The organism is Conexibacter sp. W3-3-2 (assembly GCF_009707605.1).
GTDB lineage: Bacteria > Actinomycetota > Thermoleophilia > Solirubrobacterales > Solirubrobacteraceae > Paraconexibacter > Paraconexibacter algicola.
The window spans coordinates 2,360,391-2,375,805 of record NZ_WLYW01000001.1; the positions used below are offsets into that span (position 1 = coordinate 2,360,391).

Annotated in this window: 16 protein-coding genes and 3 tRNA genes; 12 read left to right on the forward strand and 7 right to left on the reverse strand. The window is 71.2% G+C overall.

The genetic code is table 11. The features are described from left to right. Positions 1-191 precede the first annotated feature (191 nt). From GKE82_RS11455 to GKE82_RS11485, 7 genes are all read left to right on the forward strand, one after another. Positions 192-695, forward strand: coding sequence for a hypothetical protein (locus tag GKE82_RS11455; protein WP_154733375.1), 504 nt, complete (start codon positions 192-194; stop codon positions 693-695). A 115-nt stretch (positions 696-810) separates the two neighbouring features. After that, a complete protein-coding gene (locus tag GKE82_RS11460) occupies positions 811-1,227 on the forward strand; it encodes a hypothetical protein (RefSeq protein ID WP_154733376.1) in 417 nt (138 codons plus the stop codon). After that, positions 1,227-2,231 carry a hypothetical protein gene (locus tag GKE82_RS11465; RefSeq protein WP_154733377.1) on the forward strand — a complete coding sequence of 335 codons (1,005 nt, stop codon included), beginning with the start codon at positions 1,227-1,229 and terminating at the stop codon, positions 2,229-2,231. Before GKE82_RS11460 ends, GKE82_RS11465 begins: the two co-directional genes overlap by 1 nt. Continuing rightward, positions 2,224-4,185, forward strand: a complete 1,962-nt coding sequence (locus GKE82_RS11470) for a hypothetical protein (RefSeq protein ID WP_154733378.1) — start codon at positions 2,224-2,226, stop codon at positions 4,183-4,185. Before GKE82_RS11465 ends, GKE82_RS11470 begins: the two co-directional genes overlap by 8 nt. Before the next feature lie 76 nt (positions 4,186-4,261). Next, positions 4,262-5,485 (forward strand): MBL fold metallo-hydrolase, encoded by a 1,224-nt coding sequence (locus GKE82_RS11475; RefSeq protein WP_154733379.1) that lies wholly within the window; start codon positions 4,262-4,264, stop codon positions 5,483-5,485. Then, positions 5,485-5,871 carry a hypothetical protein gene (locus GKE82_RS11480; protein ID WP_154733380.1) on the forward strand — a complete coding sequence of 129 codons (387 nt, stop codon included), beginning with the start codon at positions 5,485-5,487 and terminating at the stop codon, positions 5,869-5,871. Before GKE82_RS11475 ends, GKE82_RS11480 begins: the two co-directional genes overlap by 1 nt. A 45-nt stretch (positions 5,872-5,916) precedes the next feature. Further along, positions 5,917-6,609: a hypothetical protein gene (locus GKE82_RS11485; protein WP_154733381.1), complete on the forward strand. Its 693-nt coding sequence runs from the start codon at positions 5,917-5,919 to the stop codon at positions 6,607-6,609. Positions 6,610-6,627: 18 nt separating this feature from the next. On the opposite strand, the gene GKE82_RS11490 is transcribed toward GKE82_RS11485, so the two are convergent. The 5 genes from GKE82_RS11490 to GKE82_RS11510 all read right to left on the reverse strand — a co-directional run bounded on the left by GKE82_RS11490 (position 6,628) and on the right by GKE82_RS11510 (position 10,529). Then, positions 6,628-7,263: a hypothetical protein gene (locus GKE82_RS11490; protein ID WP_154733382.1), complete on the reverse strand. Its 636-nt coding sequence runs from the start codon at positions 7,261-7,263 to the stop codon at positions 6,628-6,630. 284 nt (positions 7,264-7,547) lie between these two features. Then, positions 7,548-7,621: transfer RNA gene (locus GKE82_RS11495), tRNA-Arg, on the reverse strand. 81 nt (positions 7,622-7,702) lie between these two features. Beyond that, positions 7,703-9,664 (reverse strand): phosphotransferase, encoded by a 1,962-nt coding sequence (locus GKE82_RS11500; RefSeq protein ID WP_154733383.1) that lies wholly within the window; start codon positions 9,662-9,664, stop codon positions 7,703-7,705. Positions 9,665-9,706: 42 nt separating this feature from the next. Next, positions 9,707-10,342 (reverse strand): TVP38/TMEM64 family protein, encoded by a 636-nt coding sequence (locus GKE82_RS11505; RefSeq protein ID WP_107567044.1) that lies wholly within the window; start codon positions 10,340-10,342, stop codon positions 9,707-9,709. Positions 10,343-10,439: 97 nt separating this feature from the next. Next, positions 10,440-10,529, reverse strand: a tRNA-Ser gene (locus GKE82_RS11510). A 79-nt stretch (positions 10,530-10,608) separates the two neighbouring features. On the opposite strand from GKE82_RS11510, the gene GKE82_RS11515 reads away from it, so the two are divergent. From GKE82_RS11515 to GKE82_RS11530, 4 genes are all read left to right on the forward strand, one after another. Continuing rightward, positions 10,609-10,836: a hypothetical protein gene (locus GKE82_RS11515; RefSeq protein ID WP_154733384.1), complete on the forward strand. Its 228-nt coding sequence runs from the start codon at positions 10,609-10,611 to the stop codon at positions 10,834-10,836. A 46-nt stretch (positions 10,837-10,882) separates the two neighbouring features. Further along, the gene (locus tag GKE82_RS11520; protein ID WP_154733385.1) at positions 10,883-12,349 is read left to right on the forward strand and encodes a fenitrothion hydrolase; all 1,467 of its coding nucleotides are present in this window, start codon (positions 10,883-10,885) and stop codon (positions 12,347-12,349) included. After that, positions 12,346-13,308, forward strand: a complete 963-nt coding sequence (locus tag GKE82_RS11525) for an exo-alpha-sialidase (protein ID WP_154733386.1) — start codon at positions 12,346-12,348, stop codon at positions 13,306-13,308. Before GKE82_RS11520 ends, GKE82_RS11525 begins: the two co-directional genes overlap by 4 nt. Before the next feature lie 65 nt (positions 13,309-13,373). Next, positions 13,374-14,678 carry a triacylglycerol lipase gene (locus tag GKE82_RS11530; protein WP_154733387.1) on the forward strand — a complete coding sequence of 435 codons (1,305 nt, stop codon included), beginning with the start codon at positions 13,374-13,376 and terminating at the stop codon, positions 14,676-14,678. A gap of 6 nt (positions 14,679-14,684) precedes the next feature. Here GKE82_RS11530 and GKE82_RS11535 read toward each other — a convergent pair whose 3' ends face one another. Beyond that, a complete protein-coding gene (locus GKE82_RS11535) occupies positions 14,685-14,921 on the reverse strand; it encodes a hypothetical protein (RefSeq protein ID WP_154733388.1) in 237 nt (78 codons plus the stop codon). Between the two features lie 130 nt (positions 14,922-15,051). Between GKE82_RS11535 and GKE82_RS11540 the strand changes: the two genes are divergently transcribed. Beyond that, positions 15,052-15,138: transfer RNA gene (locus tag GKE82_RS11540), tRNA-Ser, on the forward strand. Between the two features lie 2 nt (positions 15,139-15,140). Here GKE82_RS11540 and GKE82_RS11545 read toward each other — a convergent pair. Further along, the gene (locus GKE82_RS11545) at positions 15,141-15,347 is read right to left on the reverse strand and encodes a hypothetical protein (RefSeq protein WP_154733389.1); all 207 of its coding nucleotides are present in this window, start codon (positions 15,345-15,347) and stop codon (positions 15,141-15,143) included. Positions 15,348-15,415 lie beyond the last annotated feature (68 nt).

A 15,415-nucleotide genomic window follows, 5' to 3' on the forward strand; every position in this document is an offset into this window, starting at 1 on the left:
CGATGCGGTGCGAGCCCGCCTACGCGACTGACCCGCCTGCGCGGGCCCCGGGCTGGTGGCCTCATCTCATGAACGGAACTGCCGCAGCCCAGAGCGCCGTCTCGGTGGCGGAGCGTCGCACTTCGCGCGACCGCACTTGACGCCCTCACCCGCCATGTCAGAAGTCGAGACAGCGACGCGACACAGAGCGCATGGAAGACCTCGCCGGCGACCCCAGCGCCGCCCTCGACGAGACTCTCGAAGAGGCCTACCTCACCCTGACGAGCGTCAACCTCGACCCCCGCAGCCCGACGGACTGGCTCGCGGCGCTGGTCGATGCGGTCGGCGCATTCGCGGCTGGCCCTACCGAGGACTCACGCGAGTTGCTCATGCGGATCGCCGCGGTCGGCTGCGGCGCGATGGATGCCCACTCCATCCCCGCAAACCCGGGCACGCCTGCCGACCCTGCCGTACTTCTCGCGCTTACGTTTCACGAGGCCACTGCCCTCATCCGTGAACGCGGCTGGGTCGCCGGCGACCGAGGCGTTTGGATCGGTCGCTTGGCGGGCGCTGTCGGCGAGTACGCCGTGATCGTGGTCGCGTGGCACGAAAACGAGGCCAATGCGCGTCCGCTCGAATTCGCGGGCCCCGCGGCTATGGCGGTCACGGCGACGGCGCTGCTCGCTGCTGCAGCCCTTGGGGCCCGCGGAGGATGACACGTGCAGGCGCGCAGCTTAATCGCTTCCGCAGTGCCACCGCCCGCGGACGTTCTGGCGGCGCGCGGCGCTGGCCGTTAGCGTCACTCCCCAACCCACGAAAGCGAACCTGATCGTGTTCCTGAGCATCCTCACACCCGCGCAACAGCGCGTCTTCCTGGAAGCGGCGCGGGCCGTCATCGAGCAGGACGGACACGTCGCAGACGTCGAGCAAGCCCTGCTGGACGGCCTGCACAGCGAGTGCGGACTCGACGAGGAGCCCGCCGCGCCGCGTGACATCGCGGCGATCGCCGCCGACGCATCGGCAGCGCTGGACACGGGGCCGGCCCGGCGTGCGTTCGTTCTGGAACTCGCAGGCGTTGCGCTGATCGACGGACACTCCCACCCCGACGAGGTAACGGCTGTCACCGAGATCGCCCGAGCACTCGACTCTACCGACGGGTTCCTCGACGCAGCGTTCGCATTCGCGGCGCGCGCTCAGGCACTCGTTGTCGACGGGCAGCGACTCGTGGCGACCGACGAGGCGGCCTGATGCCGCTCCCCGTCGTCGCCGCGGCCTGGGCCATCGCCGCCGCGGCAGGCAGCGGCGCCGGAGCTGGCGGCTTGGGCATCAAGAAGCAGCGTGACGCTTCGCGCGCGGTGAAGGCGAAGAAGGGCGAGTTTCACATCGCTGAGGCAGTCACTGCCAAGCACCGCGCCGACTGCGAGCAGGCGTTCACGCTCCTGGGCGCGGCGAAGGTCGAGGCGATGAGCGAGGCGCTCGTCCCATTTCACGCCGCCTTCAGCCAGCTCAAGAACGTCGACTTCGAGGCCGACGTCTCCGACGAGAACTCGCCGGCGTTGGACGCAGTGTCCCTAGCCGAGGCGGGGCGACTCTCGATGACCGCGCTCGACGCCCTCGGCGGGGTCGCCGGGGCGGGGGCCGCCGCGATGCTCGCCAGTCAAGCCGCAACCCAGGGCGTCATGGCGGTGGGAGCAGCATCGACAGGCACATCGCTCAGCGCGCTGAGCGGCGCGGCCGCGAACAACGCGATGCTCGCCTGGATGGGCGGTGGCTCGATCGCCTCCGGTGGCGGCGGGATGGCTCTGGGGAGCACCATGCTCACCGGCATCGCCGCTGCTCCTGCTGTCCTCGTGGGTGGCGTGTTCCTGTTCCACAAGGGCCGCGGGGCGGAAGCGAGGGCCGACCAGTTCGCCGCCGATGTCGACACTGCGCTGGCGCAGCATCGTCAATGCCAAGCGGTCCTCGCCGCCGCGCAAGCCCAGGCGCAGGACGCGACCGTCGTCCTGCGGCCACTCACCGCGCGCCTGGCGCGCACGAGCGGCTGGCTGCAGTCGCTCGTCGAACGGCAGAGCGATTGGCGCGAACTGGACGAGCGTGACCGCGAACGCGTTCGGGAGGCGACAATCCTCGCGGTCGCCGCTAGCAGCCTCGTTCATACGCCGGTCATGGGCGACGACGGGAGTCTCACAAGCGCCATCCGTTCCGCCTACGACCGCGCAGCAGCGATCGCCAGTCAGCCTGCTGATGCCTGAAGAACTCGAGGCGCTGCCGGCCCCTCTCCGCGCGGGGCTCGCACACCTGCCGGAGAAGTATCGAGTGCCCGTCGAGGCAGGACTCGCAGGCCTCGCGCCGTTCATGGCCCTGGACGCGGCCGAGGTGCACGCCGCGATCGCGGCGGCCGAGCTCGCCCGCGCGGGCACCGACCGCCGCGAGGCGATCACGGACGAGCTCGAGCGACGACTGCGCGAACACTCGGCGCGCGAGCACGAGCGTTGGGTGCATGCGATCGCCCTAGTGAGTTCAGCGCGTGAGACATCGATGACCGACCTCGACGCTCTCGCGGCGGTTTTCGAGCTCGACGATCGATTCGTCTCCGCACCAGCGTTCGACGACTTCATGCTGGACGACGCCCAGTCCCTCAAACTCGGCCCAGCCTCTAGCGGCACCGAGCCTCGAGTCCGGTCGTTGGAGACCGTCGCGCGTGCCGTCGAGCCGCAACGCGATCTCGACGCGAGCGAGGTCCTCACCCTGTTGTCCGTGCCAGGGCGGCTGCAGTCATCGCAGGCGGGCCTATGGATAGAGACCGACGAGGGACCGGCCGTACTGCTGGGCGACAAGTCGGCAGTCCGCTGCTCCGCAGGCGCAGTCGAGCACGTCGCGTCCGCGGCCGGCTCCGCCACTGAATCGAAACTCCTGCACCTCGAGCGTCTGGCGAGCAGTCGACCGCCCGCTCTCGAACGCCATGCGAGCGCTGCGCTGGCGTCCTGCATGAGTGCACGCCGCGCATCGATCCCGACCGAGCGTGATGCCTTTCCCGCGTGGCTGGTCTTGGGAACGGCAACCCCCACGACCGAGCCGCCACGGATGCGCCTGGGTGAGGTCGCGCGGCTGCTGCGCGAGACCGGTTCCATCGACAGCGCAGCACAGGGGTCAGCCGTCCTCCTCGCACTGGCGTGGGAGTCCACCCGGGTCCGCTCCTACTTCGCGCCGACGGTCGCCGAGCCGCCATCACCAGCCATCAACGTCGGCCAGATCCGCTGGTGCACGCTCACCGATCGGCCGGTGTTCTGGCTCCCCGTCTTCCCCGACGACCCGGACGCGATCGGCGGCCGCGACCGGCCGTGGACGAGCGATATCCCGTCCGCGGGTGCGCACTGGGACGCAACGCCGTCGACGCTACGGCTCGACCCCGAATGGGCAGCGGCGCTGATCGTCGTTCCCGGCACCAGTCGTCTACTCGCCGTGGACCCACACGGCGGCTGGTGGGACCTCGACAGCGACTACGAAGCGATCGTCCTTGCACGACGCAGCCATCGCGAGCCTTGGCTCGACGCTCTGGAGATCCTGGATCAGGATGTCCCGCAGACGATCGCGGCATCGCTCCAGCACGCCGACGAGATACGCGAGGAGCGACGCGCCCTCGCTGGAGACCACGAGATCGCGGACGACTCCGTCACCGTGCCAGACCAAGCGGGCGCCCGACCGGCGAAGTTCAGTGCCGCATGGATTCGCGACCTCGCTGATCGCTACATGTACGACGACGACTCAGCGCCGAGGGCTGCAGGAGGTGCTGCGGCCGATCGAGGGCACTACACGCGGGACGAGTTCCTCATCGTGGTCGACTGGAAGAGCGCGCGCGCTCGCCCCCTTGCGGAGCGGAACTCCGAGGAAGCGGTCGTCGACGCGACCCTCCGAGCTCTCGCAGCCAATGACGAGGTCACACGCCTCACCTCGCTCCTGTCGCTGGACGGTGTCGGCGCGCCCGTGGCGTCCGCGCTCCTGCACTTCGCCTTCCCCGACCGGTACCCGATCCTCGACTTCCGCGCCCTCGCGACGCTCGGAGATGCGACGCGGCGATCGACCTACAGCCCCGCGTTCTGGGTCGACTACCTCGACCAATGCCGCGCGCTCGCGGCCGACGCGCACGTCACGATCCGCGAACTCGACAAGGCACTCTGGCAAGCCTCCAAGGAAGCCAGCACCTGACGCAGGGGTCAGATCTCGTGTGCCGCGCACGACCCGGCTGACGTGAAGCCCGCGAAAACACCGGCCGGATCCTGACGTGCGCGTTCGCATCCTGCGAGGGGCAACGCAGGTCGGCGGCAGCTGCGTTGAGGTCGAGCAGAGCGGGACCCGCATCGTCATCGATGTCGGCCTGCCCCTCGAACGACCTGGCGCATATCGCGACCTGCTCCCCGACGTCCCCGGACTCTGGGCGACTGCCGACGGGTCGCTGCACGCTGTGCTGCTCTCGCACACCCACCCCGACCATTGCGGTCTCGCCGACCTCGTAGCGCCCGACGTACCGGTCTACTGCGGTGCAGCGGCAGAGCGGATCTGGAACAGCGCGTCGTTCTACGTGCCGCGCATGACGCCGTTCGCAGCCTCCGGCCACTTCCGGCACGCGGTACCGCTCACGCTCGGCCATCTGCGCGTCACGCCTTGGCTCGTCGACCACAGCGGATACGACGCGTACAGCCTGCTGATCGAGGGCGGTGGCCGCCGGCTGCTGTACAGCGGGGATATCCGGGCGACCGGCCGCAAGCCGCGCACGCTCGAGGCCGTGGCGACAGCGTGCAGGGGCGTCGATGCGCTCCTCCTCGAAGGGACACGAATCAGGAACGACGCCATCGAGAACACGGAGGGCGACGTCGAGACTGATGTCGCGCGCGCGCTTCGCGCAACCTGCGGCATGGGACTCGCCTTCTACTCGGCCATGAACATCGACCGGCTCGTGTCCCTGTACCGGGCGGCGCGGCGCGCCGATCGGACATTCGTCATGGACCTGTACACAGCGGCCGTCGCTCACGCGACGGGAAACCCGCGAGTCCCGCAAGCCGACTGGGACGGCGTGCGCGTCTACCTCCCCAACAACCAGAAACGACGCGTCATCGCGTCGGGCGACTTCACAGCCGTCAACGCGGTGCGCCCGTCCCGGGTGTTCATCGACGAACTCGCAGAACGGCCGGAGGCCTTCGTAATGACGACTCGCACCTCGATGCTCCCGGAGTTGCGCACAGCGCTTGGAGGAGCGATCGCCATCTGGTCGATGTGGGACGGTTATCTCGACCGAGATCCGCGCCTGACGTCGACGCTCCGCAGTTATGGTGTCCCGGTGCTCCACGCGCACACAAGCGGCCATGCCTCGCGCAGCACCCTTCAACGGTTCGCGGCTCAGATTGCTCCGAGACGCGTCATCCCGATCCACACCGATTCGCCGTCGGTGTTCGCTTCGGCGATCGACAACGTCGAACCGCACGGCGACGGAGACTGGACCTGCGTCTGATGGACGACGATCTCGAACATGCTCACAAGATGCTCGTCAGCGAACTCGCTGCCGCCGGACTGGCGCTCGACCACAGCGGACTCTGGAGCGATGCGGACCAGAACGTAGGAGTCCTCGCGCACCAAGGGCACGCAGTCGTTGGGTGGATCGAGATCCGGTGGCGTAGTTCCTGTCCGCCTGCCGACTTCGTTCTGACGGACGCGGTGCATCTTCCGGCACCGATCGAAGCGGACCCACTCCGCACGACGATCGAACGCGCTCGCGCCGCCGGGGCTGCCCGTCGGCAGACGTGCCGGTACTGCGCCCAGTCGTTCAACCCTGGCTGGATGCACGAAGCGGGCGTCTGCCAGGGCTGCGCCGAGGAGCACCTCGGAGTCGACCATTGACGAATCGCCGCGACAGGGTCGACGCGGTCACGAACGAGAGGCACCATGGAACTCGCAGAATGGATCGCGGAGTGGACTTTGGCCGCAAAGTTCACTTCGCCGCACATCGACAACGTCGACGCGCGTATCGCCTCGGTGCTAGCGCTGTGCGATCTCCCCGTCGACCCGTCGTGGCCGCGGCCCGAGGCCGAGGATCACAAGTGGAGCACCGGCCCGTACCGGCGCGGCGATCGGCTTGAGCCGACGTCCCCGGAACGTATCGTCGAGCACCAGATCCTTGGAGCTGGTGACCAGGTCGCCGACGGGCGCACTTGTTTCGGCGGAGCGGTTGTCGACGGGATCAACGCCATCGCGCTGACCTTGACCCCGAAGATCGAGGCCGACCTTCTGCTGCTCGTGGACCACGACGGCGAGCACCGGCTCTATCTCGCCGAGGCCAAGGCAATGGCCAACACCCCTTGGTACGCGACGATCGAACTCCTCCGCCAGCTGCGCCTCTTCACGGCAAGCGGACATGCGGCGGATTACTTCCACCGGCAGGATTCCTCCATCCCCCAAGCCCTCCCGGTTACAGGACTCGTCCTCGCGCCGGCGGGCTACTACACCGCCGCCGGGCAACGAAGCAACTCGGTCGAGCCCGCCCAGCGCCTCATCGCGAAGGTCTGCTCAGAAACCGACATCGACATCCGCCTGGCGACATGGGACGCGACGTCGGGGACGATCGCAGAGCTCACCTAGAAGCCTCACGCCTCCTGCTCAGCCGGGATTGACCATCGTCTGCCCATCCTGAGCCGCGCGGATCTCACCGCGAATGTCCTCGGGAAGGTCGATGATCTCGACCTTGACGCCCCACGTGCGCAGCGCCTGGGCGACCCAGCCCCCTCCGGTCGCGTATGCAGCGGCTTCGTGGTCGGCAAAGCAGAGGACGAGCTTCTCGGCGGGCTGCTCGCGGTGAATCGTGATCAGCTTGAGCGTGTCAATCGCGACCTTCTTCTGCTGGCCGCCCTTCAGCGCGCCCTGACGAGCGAAGATCTCGGCAAGCACGGCACCGTCGGACGAGGCGGCATCGACCTGCACCGGAGCCCCAGCCTCCAGGGTGATCGTGCGTGGAGCCAGCGCAACCCCGAGCCGCTCGGCCAGCAGCCCACGGATGATCTCCTCGGCGTGCCGCTGCACCGCCGAGTCGCTGACATGGCTCTCGGCCTCTGCAGCCTCGAACTCCGAGGCGAGCTGATCTGCCTGCTCGCGGGTGAACCGCCACGGGCTTCGGGCAGGGATGCCGACGAGGAGGGGGTGCCCCGCATCCCGCTGCTGCGAGAGCCAGCGGGACAACCGGCGCGGGGACGTCTCCACATCGGCGGCCAGCTGCGGACACGTGACGATCGTCGGCATCCGTCGTAGTCGAACCGATCCGGGCGCTCCTGACAAGACCTCCCCGCCGCGCCAGGCGAAGCGCACGGTCATTGCGGGTGCCCCAAGAGGAGGCAGGTCGGCTCGCGTTCCAGCGCTGGCCGTCGACCGCGGCAGAACCGCAGACCACGAGGTCCGCCTCGATCCCGGTAGGGCGGGATTTCGGACCGCGTTTGGTACTCCCGAGTGGTACTCCCGGCCGATTTCGCGGATTGAATCCGCCCCGAACAACGCGAAAACCCCGCGATTTGCGGGGTTTTCTTGAGCGCGCCCGAGAGGATTCGAACCTCTGACCTTCGGTTCCGTAGACCGACGCTCTATCCAGCTGAGCTACGGGCGCAGACCGGACGCTCGGCGTCCGGGTCGACCATGGTACGACACGTGGGCGTGCGTTGTCGGCCGACCCCGGCGGGCGGGTGGGTCACGCGGGCGTGTTGCGGTTCCACTCGATCCAGCCGACGCCCTGGCGTCCGTCCTCGGTGCGCAGGCGGGCGAGCGCGCGGGGGAACTCGGCGCGGCGTCCGTCGTCGGCGGTGAAGAGCACGGCGCCGAAGCCGACGGGCTCGACGTCCACGACGGGCCCGTCGGCCTGGTGCTCCAGGCGGGCGCCGGTGGCGAGGCCGTCGTCGGCGAACGTGGCGGACATCTGCAGGCCGGTGAGCTCGTGGACGTCGCCGTCGCGCTGGACGTAGCCGATCCCCATGCCGGGGATCGTGGGGACGCCGACGGCGTGGGTGCGCGTGCCGTCCTCGAGGTGGAAGCCGCTCCACATCCAGTCGCTGGCGAACCAGTCGCGCGAGCCCCACGAGTGGTCGCGCTGCCCGGGCCCGTCGAACGCGATCTCGGTGTCGTCGACGCGGATGGTGCCGGTGACGCGGCAGGGGATCTCGTAGCGGGTGGCGCCGCGCCACTGGTAGGGGACGGCGTCGGTCTCCCAGACGAGGTCGAACGCGACGTCGACCGGCTCGCCGGGCTCGCCGCGCAGCGGGCCGCTGTGGTCGGCGAAGGCGGCGGCCCGCCCGTCGAGGGTCACGCGGAACCGCTTCAGCGGCTCCTCGCAGACCTGGGTGAGCGTCACGCCGTCGGCGCTGACGGACTGCTCGCGGTCGTCGGCGGGTGGGAGCGGCCCGGTGGGCATGGCGACCATGACGGCGGGCCGGCCCTCGCGGACGATGCTCGCGATGACGTGCGTGTGGCCGCCGTTGACGACCCGGCCGATCCGCGCGTAGACGCCGACGGTGCCGTCGGCGCTGGCGGCGTCGAAGTACCAGGACTCGCTCCAGGTGGCCTCCGGTCCGGGCTCGTGGCAGCCCTCGTCGGCGGCGTCGGGCACGAGCGCGGTGAGCGCTCCCGGCTCGGGCAGCAGGTCGAGGGAGCCGAGGTCGAGGACCTGCTGGGCGTTGCGTCGCAGCCAGGTCATGAACATCTCGTCCCCGCGCTCGGTCTGCTCGACGACCATCGCGGCGACGACGGTCATCAGCAGTCCGCCGAACGCCTGGCGGCGGTACTCCTCCCAGCACAGCTCCCACGACAGGGCGCGGACGCCGTGGGCGAGCAGCTCGTCGTGGTAGAGCCGCACGAGCTCCTCCTCGTGCGCGCGCCGGACGTCGGCGTCGAACGCGCCGGCGAGGAAGTAGGAGACGTCGTAGAGCGCGGGCCCCCACTGCAGCGTCTGCCAGTCCACGACGGTGCAGCGGTCGGCGGCGAAGAGGAGGTTGTCGAGCCGGTAGTCGCCGTGGACGAGCCCGAGCGGCGGGCGACGGTCGGCGAACCACGCGTCGATCACGGGCACGAACCGCTCGAGCACCTCGGCGTGCTCGGGCGCGACCCGGTCGCCGTAGCGCTCGAGGAACCCGGGGAGCAGCGCCCCGGCGAGCTGCTGGGTGAGCGGGTTGGGGACGTTGAGGAAGTCGAGCGTGCCGACGTGCAGGTCGCCCATGACGGGGGCGTGCACGCGGGCGAGGGTGCGCAGCGCCAGCCGCGCCTCCTCGACGGTGCAGCCGCGGATCTGGTCGCCCTGCTCGGCGCCGACGATGTCCTCCAGCACGAGCGTGAACCAGCCCTCGTCCTCGTCGTAGACGGCGAGGTGGCAGCCGGGCACGGCCCCGGTCGCACGGTCGGCGAGGTGCGCGTAGAAGGAGATCTCCCGCCGGTACGCGCCGAGCCCGACGCCGGTGGCGCGACTGTTCGCGTCGGTGGCGGCGAGCTTCACCACGACGGTCTCCCCCTCCCCGAACGTGACGCGGAAGCTGCCGCTCATCTGCCCGGTGCCGATCGGGACGATCGAGGCGATCTCGACCTCCCGCTGCAGCACGGCGCTGAGCCAGTCGGAGGTGACGTCGTCGACGGTCTTGGCGACAGGAACGGGGATCTGACTCGACATGGTGTCGAACCCTACGCGGCCGCACGCGGCGGCGGGCGATCTTCACCGCGCGACGTAGATCCGTCGCGCGATCTCCGCGCCGACGAACGAGACGAGCACGAGCACGACGACGCCGGCGATCGCGGCCGGGGAGGACGGGTCGTCCAGCGACGCGCCGATCGCCGTGTAGGAGAACGCGCGGGGCGCGGCGCCGATCGCGGTCCCGAGCGCGATCTGCCAGACCGCGACGCCGAGGACCCCGAACGCGTAGTTCATCGGGGCGTCGGGCACGGCGGGCAGCAGCCGCTGGAGCACGACGGCGCCGAAGCCGTGCCGTTCGAGCAGCCGTTCGGCGCGCGCGAGTCGCTCGCCACCGAGGTCGACCGCGCCCTCGCGGCCGACGTGCCGGGCGACGAGCAGCGCGCAGACCGCGCTGAGGACGGAGGCGCTGAGCGTGACGATCGTGCCGACCGCGGTGCCGAACAGCAGGCCCGAGACCCCGGCGAGCACCGGTCCGGGCACGAGCAGCAGGCCGAGCAGCGCCGAGATCGGCACGTAGGCGACCGGGGCGAACGGGCCGAACGCGTCGACCCAGCCGCGCACGTCCTCCTTCGTCACGACGTCGAAGCCCCAGAACGCCGCGAAGCCGGCGAGGAGCGCGACGACGAGGATCGCGAGGCGCGCGCGGGGTCCGATCACTCCGGGAAACGGTAGCGGGCCGCCGTCACCGCACCGTCACCCCGGGCACTGGTCCGGAACGCGGAAAGCCCCGCGGGCAGCAGGGCTTTCGGAAGAGCGGAGAGGGAGGGATTCGAACCCTCGATAGAGGTATCACCCCTATACCCACTTAGCAGGCGGGCGCCTTCAGCCACTCGGCCACCTCTCCGTGTCCGCGGAAGTGTATCCGCGCCGCGTCGCGCGCGTGGTCCTCGTCGTGGCGGCGCGCCGACGCTACCGTGGCGCCCATGCCCGATCCGGCCGTGCGTGCGGAGGACCGCTGGCCGCTGAGCGCGGCGGCGAGCGCGGTGCTCGCCGACCCGCGCGTCACGGCGCGGACCGTGGTCGCCTTGACGCCGCAGGACTGCGGCTTCCTCACCGTCAAGGGCAAGCGGTACAACATCAAGGCCGACCGAGCACGAAGCGCAAGCCCCAGGGCTACACCTGCAAGCGCTACGGCGCCGAGACCAAGCTGAAGTTCCGCTGCGCCCGCGGCATCAAGAACTTCTTCGCGATCAAGCGTTGACCCGGACCACCCACCGCCGCACCACGCTCGCCGCCCTCGCGGCGGGCGCCCTCCTGATCCTCGGCCCGCCCGCCGCCGCGCACGCGCACGGGCTCGTGCAGCGCAACGACCTGCCGATCCCCGAGTGGCTGTTCGGATGGGGCGCGGCGGTCGTCCTCGTGGTCTCCTTCGTGGCGCTCGCCGTCCTCTGGCAGCAGCCGCGCTACGAGCGGCGCGGCGCCGCGTCGGACGCGCCGACGGCGTGGCGGCCCGTCCCGGGAGCGGTCGGTCGCGCGCTCGGCGCTCCCGCGCTCGACACCGCCGGTCAGGCGCTCGGGACGTTCCTGTTCGCGGTCGTCCTGTGGGCGGCGCTCGCAGGCACCGACACGCCGCAGGCCAACCTCTCCCCCACGTTCATCTTCGTGGTCTTCTGGGTCGGGCTCGTGTTCGCGAGCGTCCTCCTGGGGGACGTCTTCCACGCGCTCAACCCGTGGCGCGCGATCGGGCGCGCGACGGGCTGGCTCGTCGCCCGCGCGCGGGGCGGCCGCCTCCGCGCGCCGCGCGCGTACCCGCAGCGGCTCGGACGCTGGCCGGCCGCGGCCGGGCTGCTGGGCTTCACCTGGCTGGAGCTCGCCGAGAGCGGCGGCGAGCACCCGCGCACGCTCGCGACGGCGACGATCGTCTACAGCGCGATCACGTTCGCCGGGATGGCGGTCTACGGGGTGCGGCCGTGGATCCGGCACGGGGAGGCGTTCAGCGTCTACTTCGGGCTGTTCGCCCGGCTCTCGCCGCTGGAGGTCCGCGACGGGCGCCTCGGGACCCGGCGGCCGCTGGAGGGCCTCACCCGCCTGGACGTCGTGCCCGGAACGGTCGGCGTCGTCTGCGTGATGATCGGGACGGTCACGTACGACGGCCTCTCCAGCGGGTCCCTGTGGAAGGACGCGCAGAAGCTCCTCGACGGGCTGTGGGAGCCGCTGGGGATGAGCGTCGTGACGGGCCTGAAGGCGTCGGCGACCGTCGGGCTCGTCGTCTGCGTGCTGCTCGTCGCCGCGTTCTACCGGCTCGGCATCATCGGGATGCGCAGCGTCGGCGGGGGCTTCGACGCGGACCGGCTCTCGCGCGCGTTCGTGCACACGCTCGTCCCGATCGCCGTCGTCTACGTGGCGGCGCACTACCTGACGCTGCTGGCCTTCCAGGGGCAGGCGACGGTGTACCTGGCGTCCGACCCGCTCGGGCAGGGTTGGGACCTCTTCGGCACCGCCACGTCCACGATCGACTACTGGCTGGGGCAGAACCTCGCCTGGTACCTGCAGGTCGGGTTCGTGGTGCTCGGGCACATGGCCGGGCTGGCGCTCGCGCACGACCGCGCGCTCGTCCTCTACGGGGACGCCCGGCGCGCCGCACGGTCCCAGTACTGGATGCTGTCGGTCATGGTGGGCTTCACGACCCTCGCGCTGTGGCTGCTGGCGCAGGCGGGCGCATGACCGGGCGCGCGCGCACGGCCGCCGTGCTGCTGGCGGGCGCGACGCTCGCCGCGACGGGCGTGGGCTGCGGCTCGGACCGGCTGGCGGGCTCCAAGGGCGGCGCGGCGCCGCGCGAGGCGAAGACCCGCTCGGACCGGCTCGTGGACTTCCGCAAGCAGCCCCCGTACGTCAACAGCCTCGGCTTCGACCCGAAGTCCGACGACCTGCTGCTGACCACCAACCGCGGCTTCTTCCGCATCGCCCGCGACGGCTCGCGGATCACGAAGATCGCGGGCACGGTGAAGGCCGGGCAGCGCACCGCGCCGGTCGGGGAGTTCCTCGCGTTCCTGGAGGTCGACGGGGGCCGCCGCCTGATCGGCTCCGGGCACCCGGACTCCACCGCGCTGCCGAACTTCCTCGGGTTCATCGAGTCGTTCGACGGCGGCCGCTCCTGGACGGTCCTCGCCCGGCTCGGGGAGGCGGACCTCCACAAGCTCGTGCTGCGCCACGACAAGCTCTACGCGTTCGACGCGGTGCTCGGCGCGATGCTGATCAGCGACGACGAGGGCAAGACCTTCGAGGAGTTCTTCACGCCGCGCGGCCTGGTGATCGACTTCGTCGTCGACCCGCAGGACGCGGACACGATCGTCGCCTCGACCGAGGACCAGCTCTACCGCTCCACCGACGGCGGCCAGACGTGGCGGGCGCTGCTCAGCGGCACCGGCATCCGGATGGAGTGGCCGGAGCGCGGCGGCATCGTCCGCGCCGACAAGGACGGCACGATCCAGCGATCGACCGACCGGGGCGGCACGTGGACGCGCATCGGGCGCGTGCAGGGCGAGCCGTACAAGCTCATCGAGGACCGTGACGGGCAGCTGCTGATGGCGCTCTCCGACGGCGCGATCCTCGAGTCCGCCGACGGCGGCGCGACCTGGCGCGACCTCTTCCGGCCCGAGCGCACCGCTCCGCCGACCACCTGAGCGGCCGCCCGCCGATGTGCGTCGACGCACACCGGATCCGTCATCGATCGGTGTAGCCTGCGGCGATGCCGTCGCCGTCCCCGTCGAACCTGCCGGTCCCGCACGACACGGCCGGCCCGCTCGCCCGACGTGGCGAGCCGGACCTCACCCGCCAGCAGGAGCTGCGCGCGCTCGGCGACCTCGGGGCGTTCGGCCTGGAGCTCGTCACCGACCGCGTCGAAGAGCTCCACCACGCGATCTCCCGCCGGTCGTTCGACGCGACCGGCCCGGTCTCCGACCCGATCCGCGCCGTGCACGACGCGGTCAGCGCCGCGGTGTACGGCAGCGTGCGGTTCGCGACCGGCACGGCGGCGCGCGGGGTCGCAGCGGCCGTCGCGCGCTTCACGCCCGACGACGCGGAGCCGCTGACCGAGACGCCCGCCGGCTCGGTGGCGCGCTCGGCGATCAACGGCCTGCTCGGCGATCTCCTCGAGGAGGAGAAGAGCCCGCTGGCGATCCCGATGGCCGTGCGCCTCGCGGGCCGCGACGTCCCGCCGACGCGCACCCTGCTCGCCGAGGCGTACCCGCGCGCGACGCCGCGGATCGTCGTGCTGATCCACGGGCTCGGCGAGAACGAGGGCGTGTGGTGGTGGCGCGCCCGCAAGGCCGGGCTGGGTCCCGTGATCCCGATGAGCGAGCGGCTGCACCGCGAGCTCGGCTTCACGGCGGTGCACGTCCGCTACAACACCGGCCTGCGGATCAGCGAGAACGGCGCCCGCCTCGCCACCCTGCTGAACGCGCTCACCGACGCGTGGCCGGTCGACGTGTCCGAGGTCGCGCTCGTCGGCCACTCGATGGGCGGGCTCGTCGCCCGCGCCGCACTGCGCGCCGGCGACCTCGGCGGCCACCCGTGGGTCGAGCGCGTCGAGCACATCGTGAGCCTCGGCACCCCCCACCACGGGGCGCCCCTCGAGAAGGGCGTCAACCTCGCCTCGTACGCGCTGCGCAGCGTCCCGGAGGCCGCGCCGATCGCCTCGGTCCTCGACACCCGCTCGGTCGGGATCAAGGACCTCGCGTTCGGGGTCATCGCGGAGGAGCACTGGCGCGACCGCGACGGCGGCGCGCTGCTGGCCGACTACCGCGAGGCGATCACGCTGCCCGACCACGTGACGCTGCACGCGATCAGCGCGACGCTCGCGACCGATCCGCGCCACGCGATCAGCACCGCGTTCGGCGACATCCTCGTGCGGCTCGACAGCGCGTCGGGCGACCACCGCAAGCACGGGCTGGGGATCAAGGACGAGCACCGCGCGACGATCGGCGGGCTGACGCATTTCGACCTGCCGAGCGATCCGCAGGTCTACCGGCTCGTGCGCGACTGGCTGCGCTGAGCCCGCTCAGGGCCGGCGGCGCAGCAGCGTCACGAACCGGTCCGCCTCGGTGATCGTGGTGCGCACGAGCTTCCAGTCGATCTCCTTGTAGGAGCGCTCGCCGTGCAAGACCTCGTGGCAGGACGTGAGCACCTGGCGCAGCTGCACCTCGTGGTGGGCGAGCCGCTCAAGCGCCGCCCCGGTCCGCGCGCCCTCCTGCCCCGCGTCGAGCGTGCGGTCGCGCGCGTCGTGCAGGCGCTCCATCACGACGGTCGCGCGCTCCCCCTGACGGTTGGCGGCCCGCAGCCCGAGCCCCCCGGACCTCCTGCCCGCATCCGTCGTAGCAGCGCACGGTGCGCACCTTCGCAGTTCCGCGACTACCCTGTGGTCCGCTGGAGAGGTGGCAGAGCGGTTGAATGCACCGGTCTTGAAAACCGGAGTCGTCGCAAGGCGATCGCGGGTTCGAATCCCGCCCTCTCCGCTCTACCGCGCCGCGTCGAGCGCCGCGTACTGCTCGCGCACCTGCGCGAAGATCGCGCGGGCGGCGTCGAGCGCCTCGTCGCGCGTGGGCTCCTCGACACGGTCGAAGCGCAGCGGCGTGCCGTAGCTGACGGTGATGCGCGGCAGGCGGCCGCGACGCCAGCCGCGCACGTCCTTGGAGCCGTGGATCGCGACCGGCACGACCGGCACGCCGGACTCGAGCGCCAGCCGGCCGATGCCGGCCTTCGGCTCCCCCAGGCCGCCGCTGCGCGACCGGC

Coding starts and splice junctions, on each gene's coding strand:
- GKE82_RS11515 (WP_154733384.1), top strand. CDS start 10,609: ATGCCCGATCCGGCCGTGCGTGCGGAGGACCGCTGGCCGCTGAGCGCG.
- GKE82_RS11525 (WP_154733386.1), top strand. CDS start 12,346: ATGACCGGGCGCGCGCGCACGGCCGCCGTGCTGCTGGCGGGCGCGACG.
- GKE82_RS11485 (WP_154733381.1), top strand. CDS start 5,917: ATGGAACTCGCAGAATGGATCGCGGAGTGGACTTTGGCCGCAAAGTTC.
- GKE82_RS11480 (WP_154733380.1), top strand. CDS start 5,485: ATGGACGACGATCTCGAACATGCTCACAAGATGCTCGTCAGCGAACTC.
- GKE82_RS11490 (WP_154733382.1), bottom strand. CDS start 7,263: ATGCCGACGATCGTCACGTGTCCGCAGCTGGCCGCCGATGTGGAGACG.
- GKE82_RS11530 (WP_154733387.1), top strand. CDS start 13,374: ATGCCGTCGCCGTCCCCGTCGAACCTGCCGGTCCCGCACGACACGGCC.
- GKE82_RS11455 (WP_154733375.1), top strand. CDS start 192: ATGGAAGACCTCGCCGGCGACCCCAGCGCCGCCCTCGACGAGACTCTC.
- GKE82_RS11535 (WP_154733388.1), bottom strand. CDS start 14,921: ATGGAGCGCCTGCACGACGCGCGCGACCGCACGCTCGACGCGGGGCAG.
- GKE82_RS11470 (WP_154733378.1), top strand. CDS start 2,224: ATGCCTGAAGAACTCGAGGCGCTGCCGGCCCCTCTCCGCGCGGGGCTC.
- GKE82_RS11465 (WP_154733377.1), top strand. CDS start 1,227: ATGCCGCTCCCCGTCGTCGCCGCGGCCTGGGCCATCGCCGCCGCGGCA.
- GKE82_RS11500 (WP_154733383.1), bottom strand. CDS start 9,664: ATGTCGAGTCAGATCCCCGTTCCTGTCGCCAAGACCGTCGACGACGTC.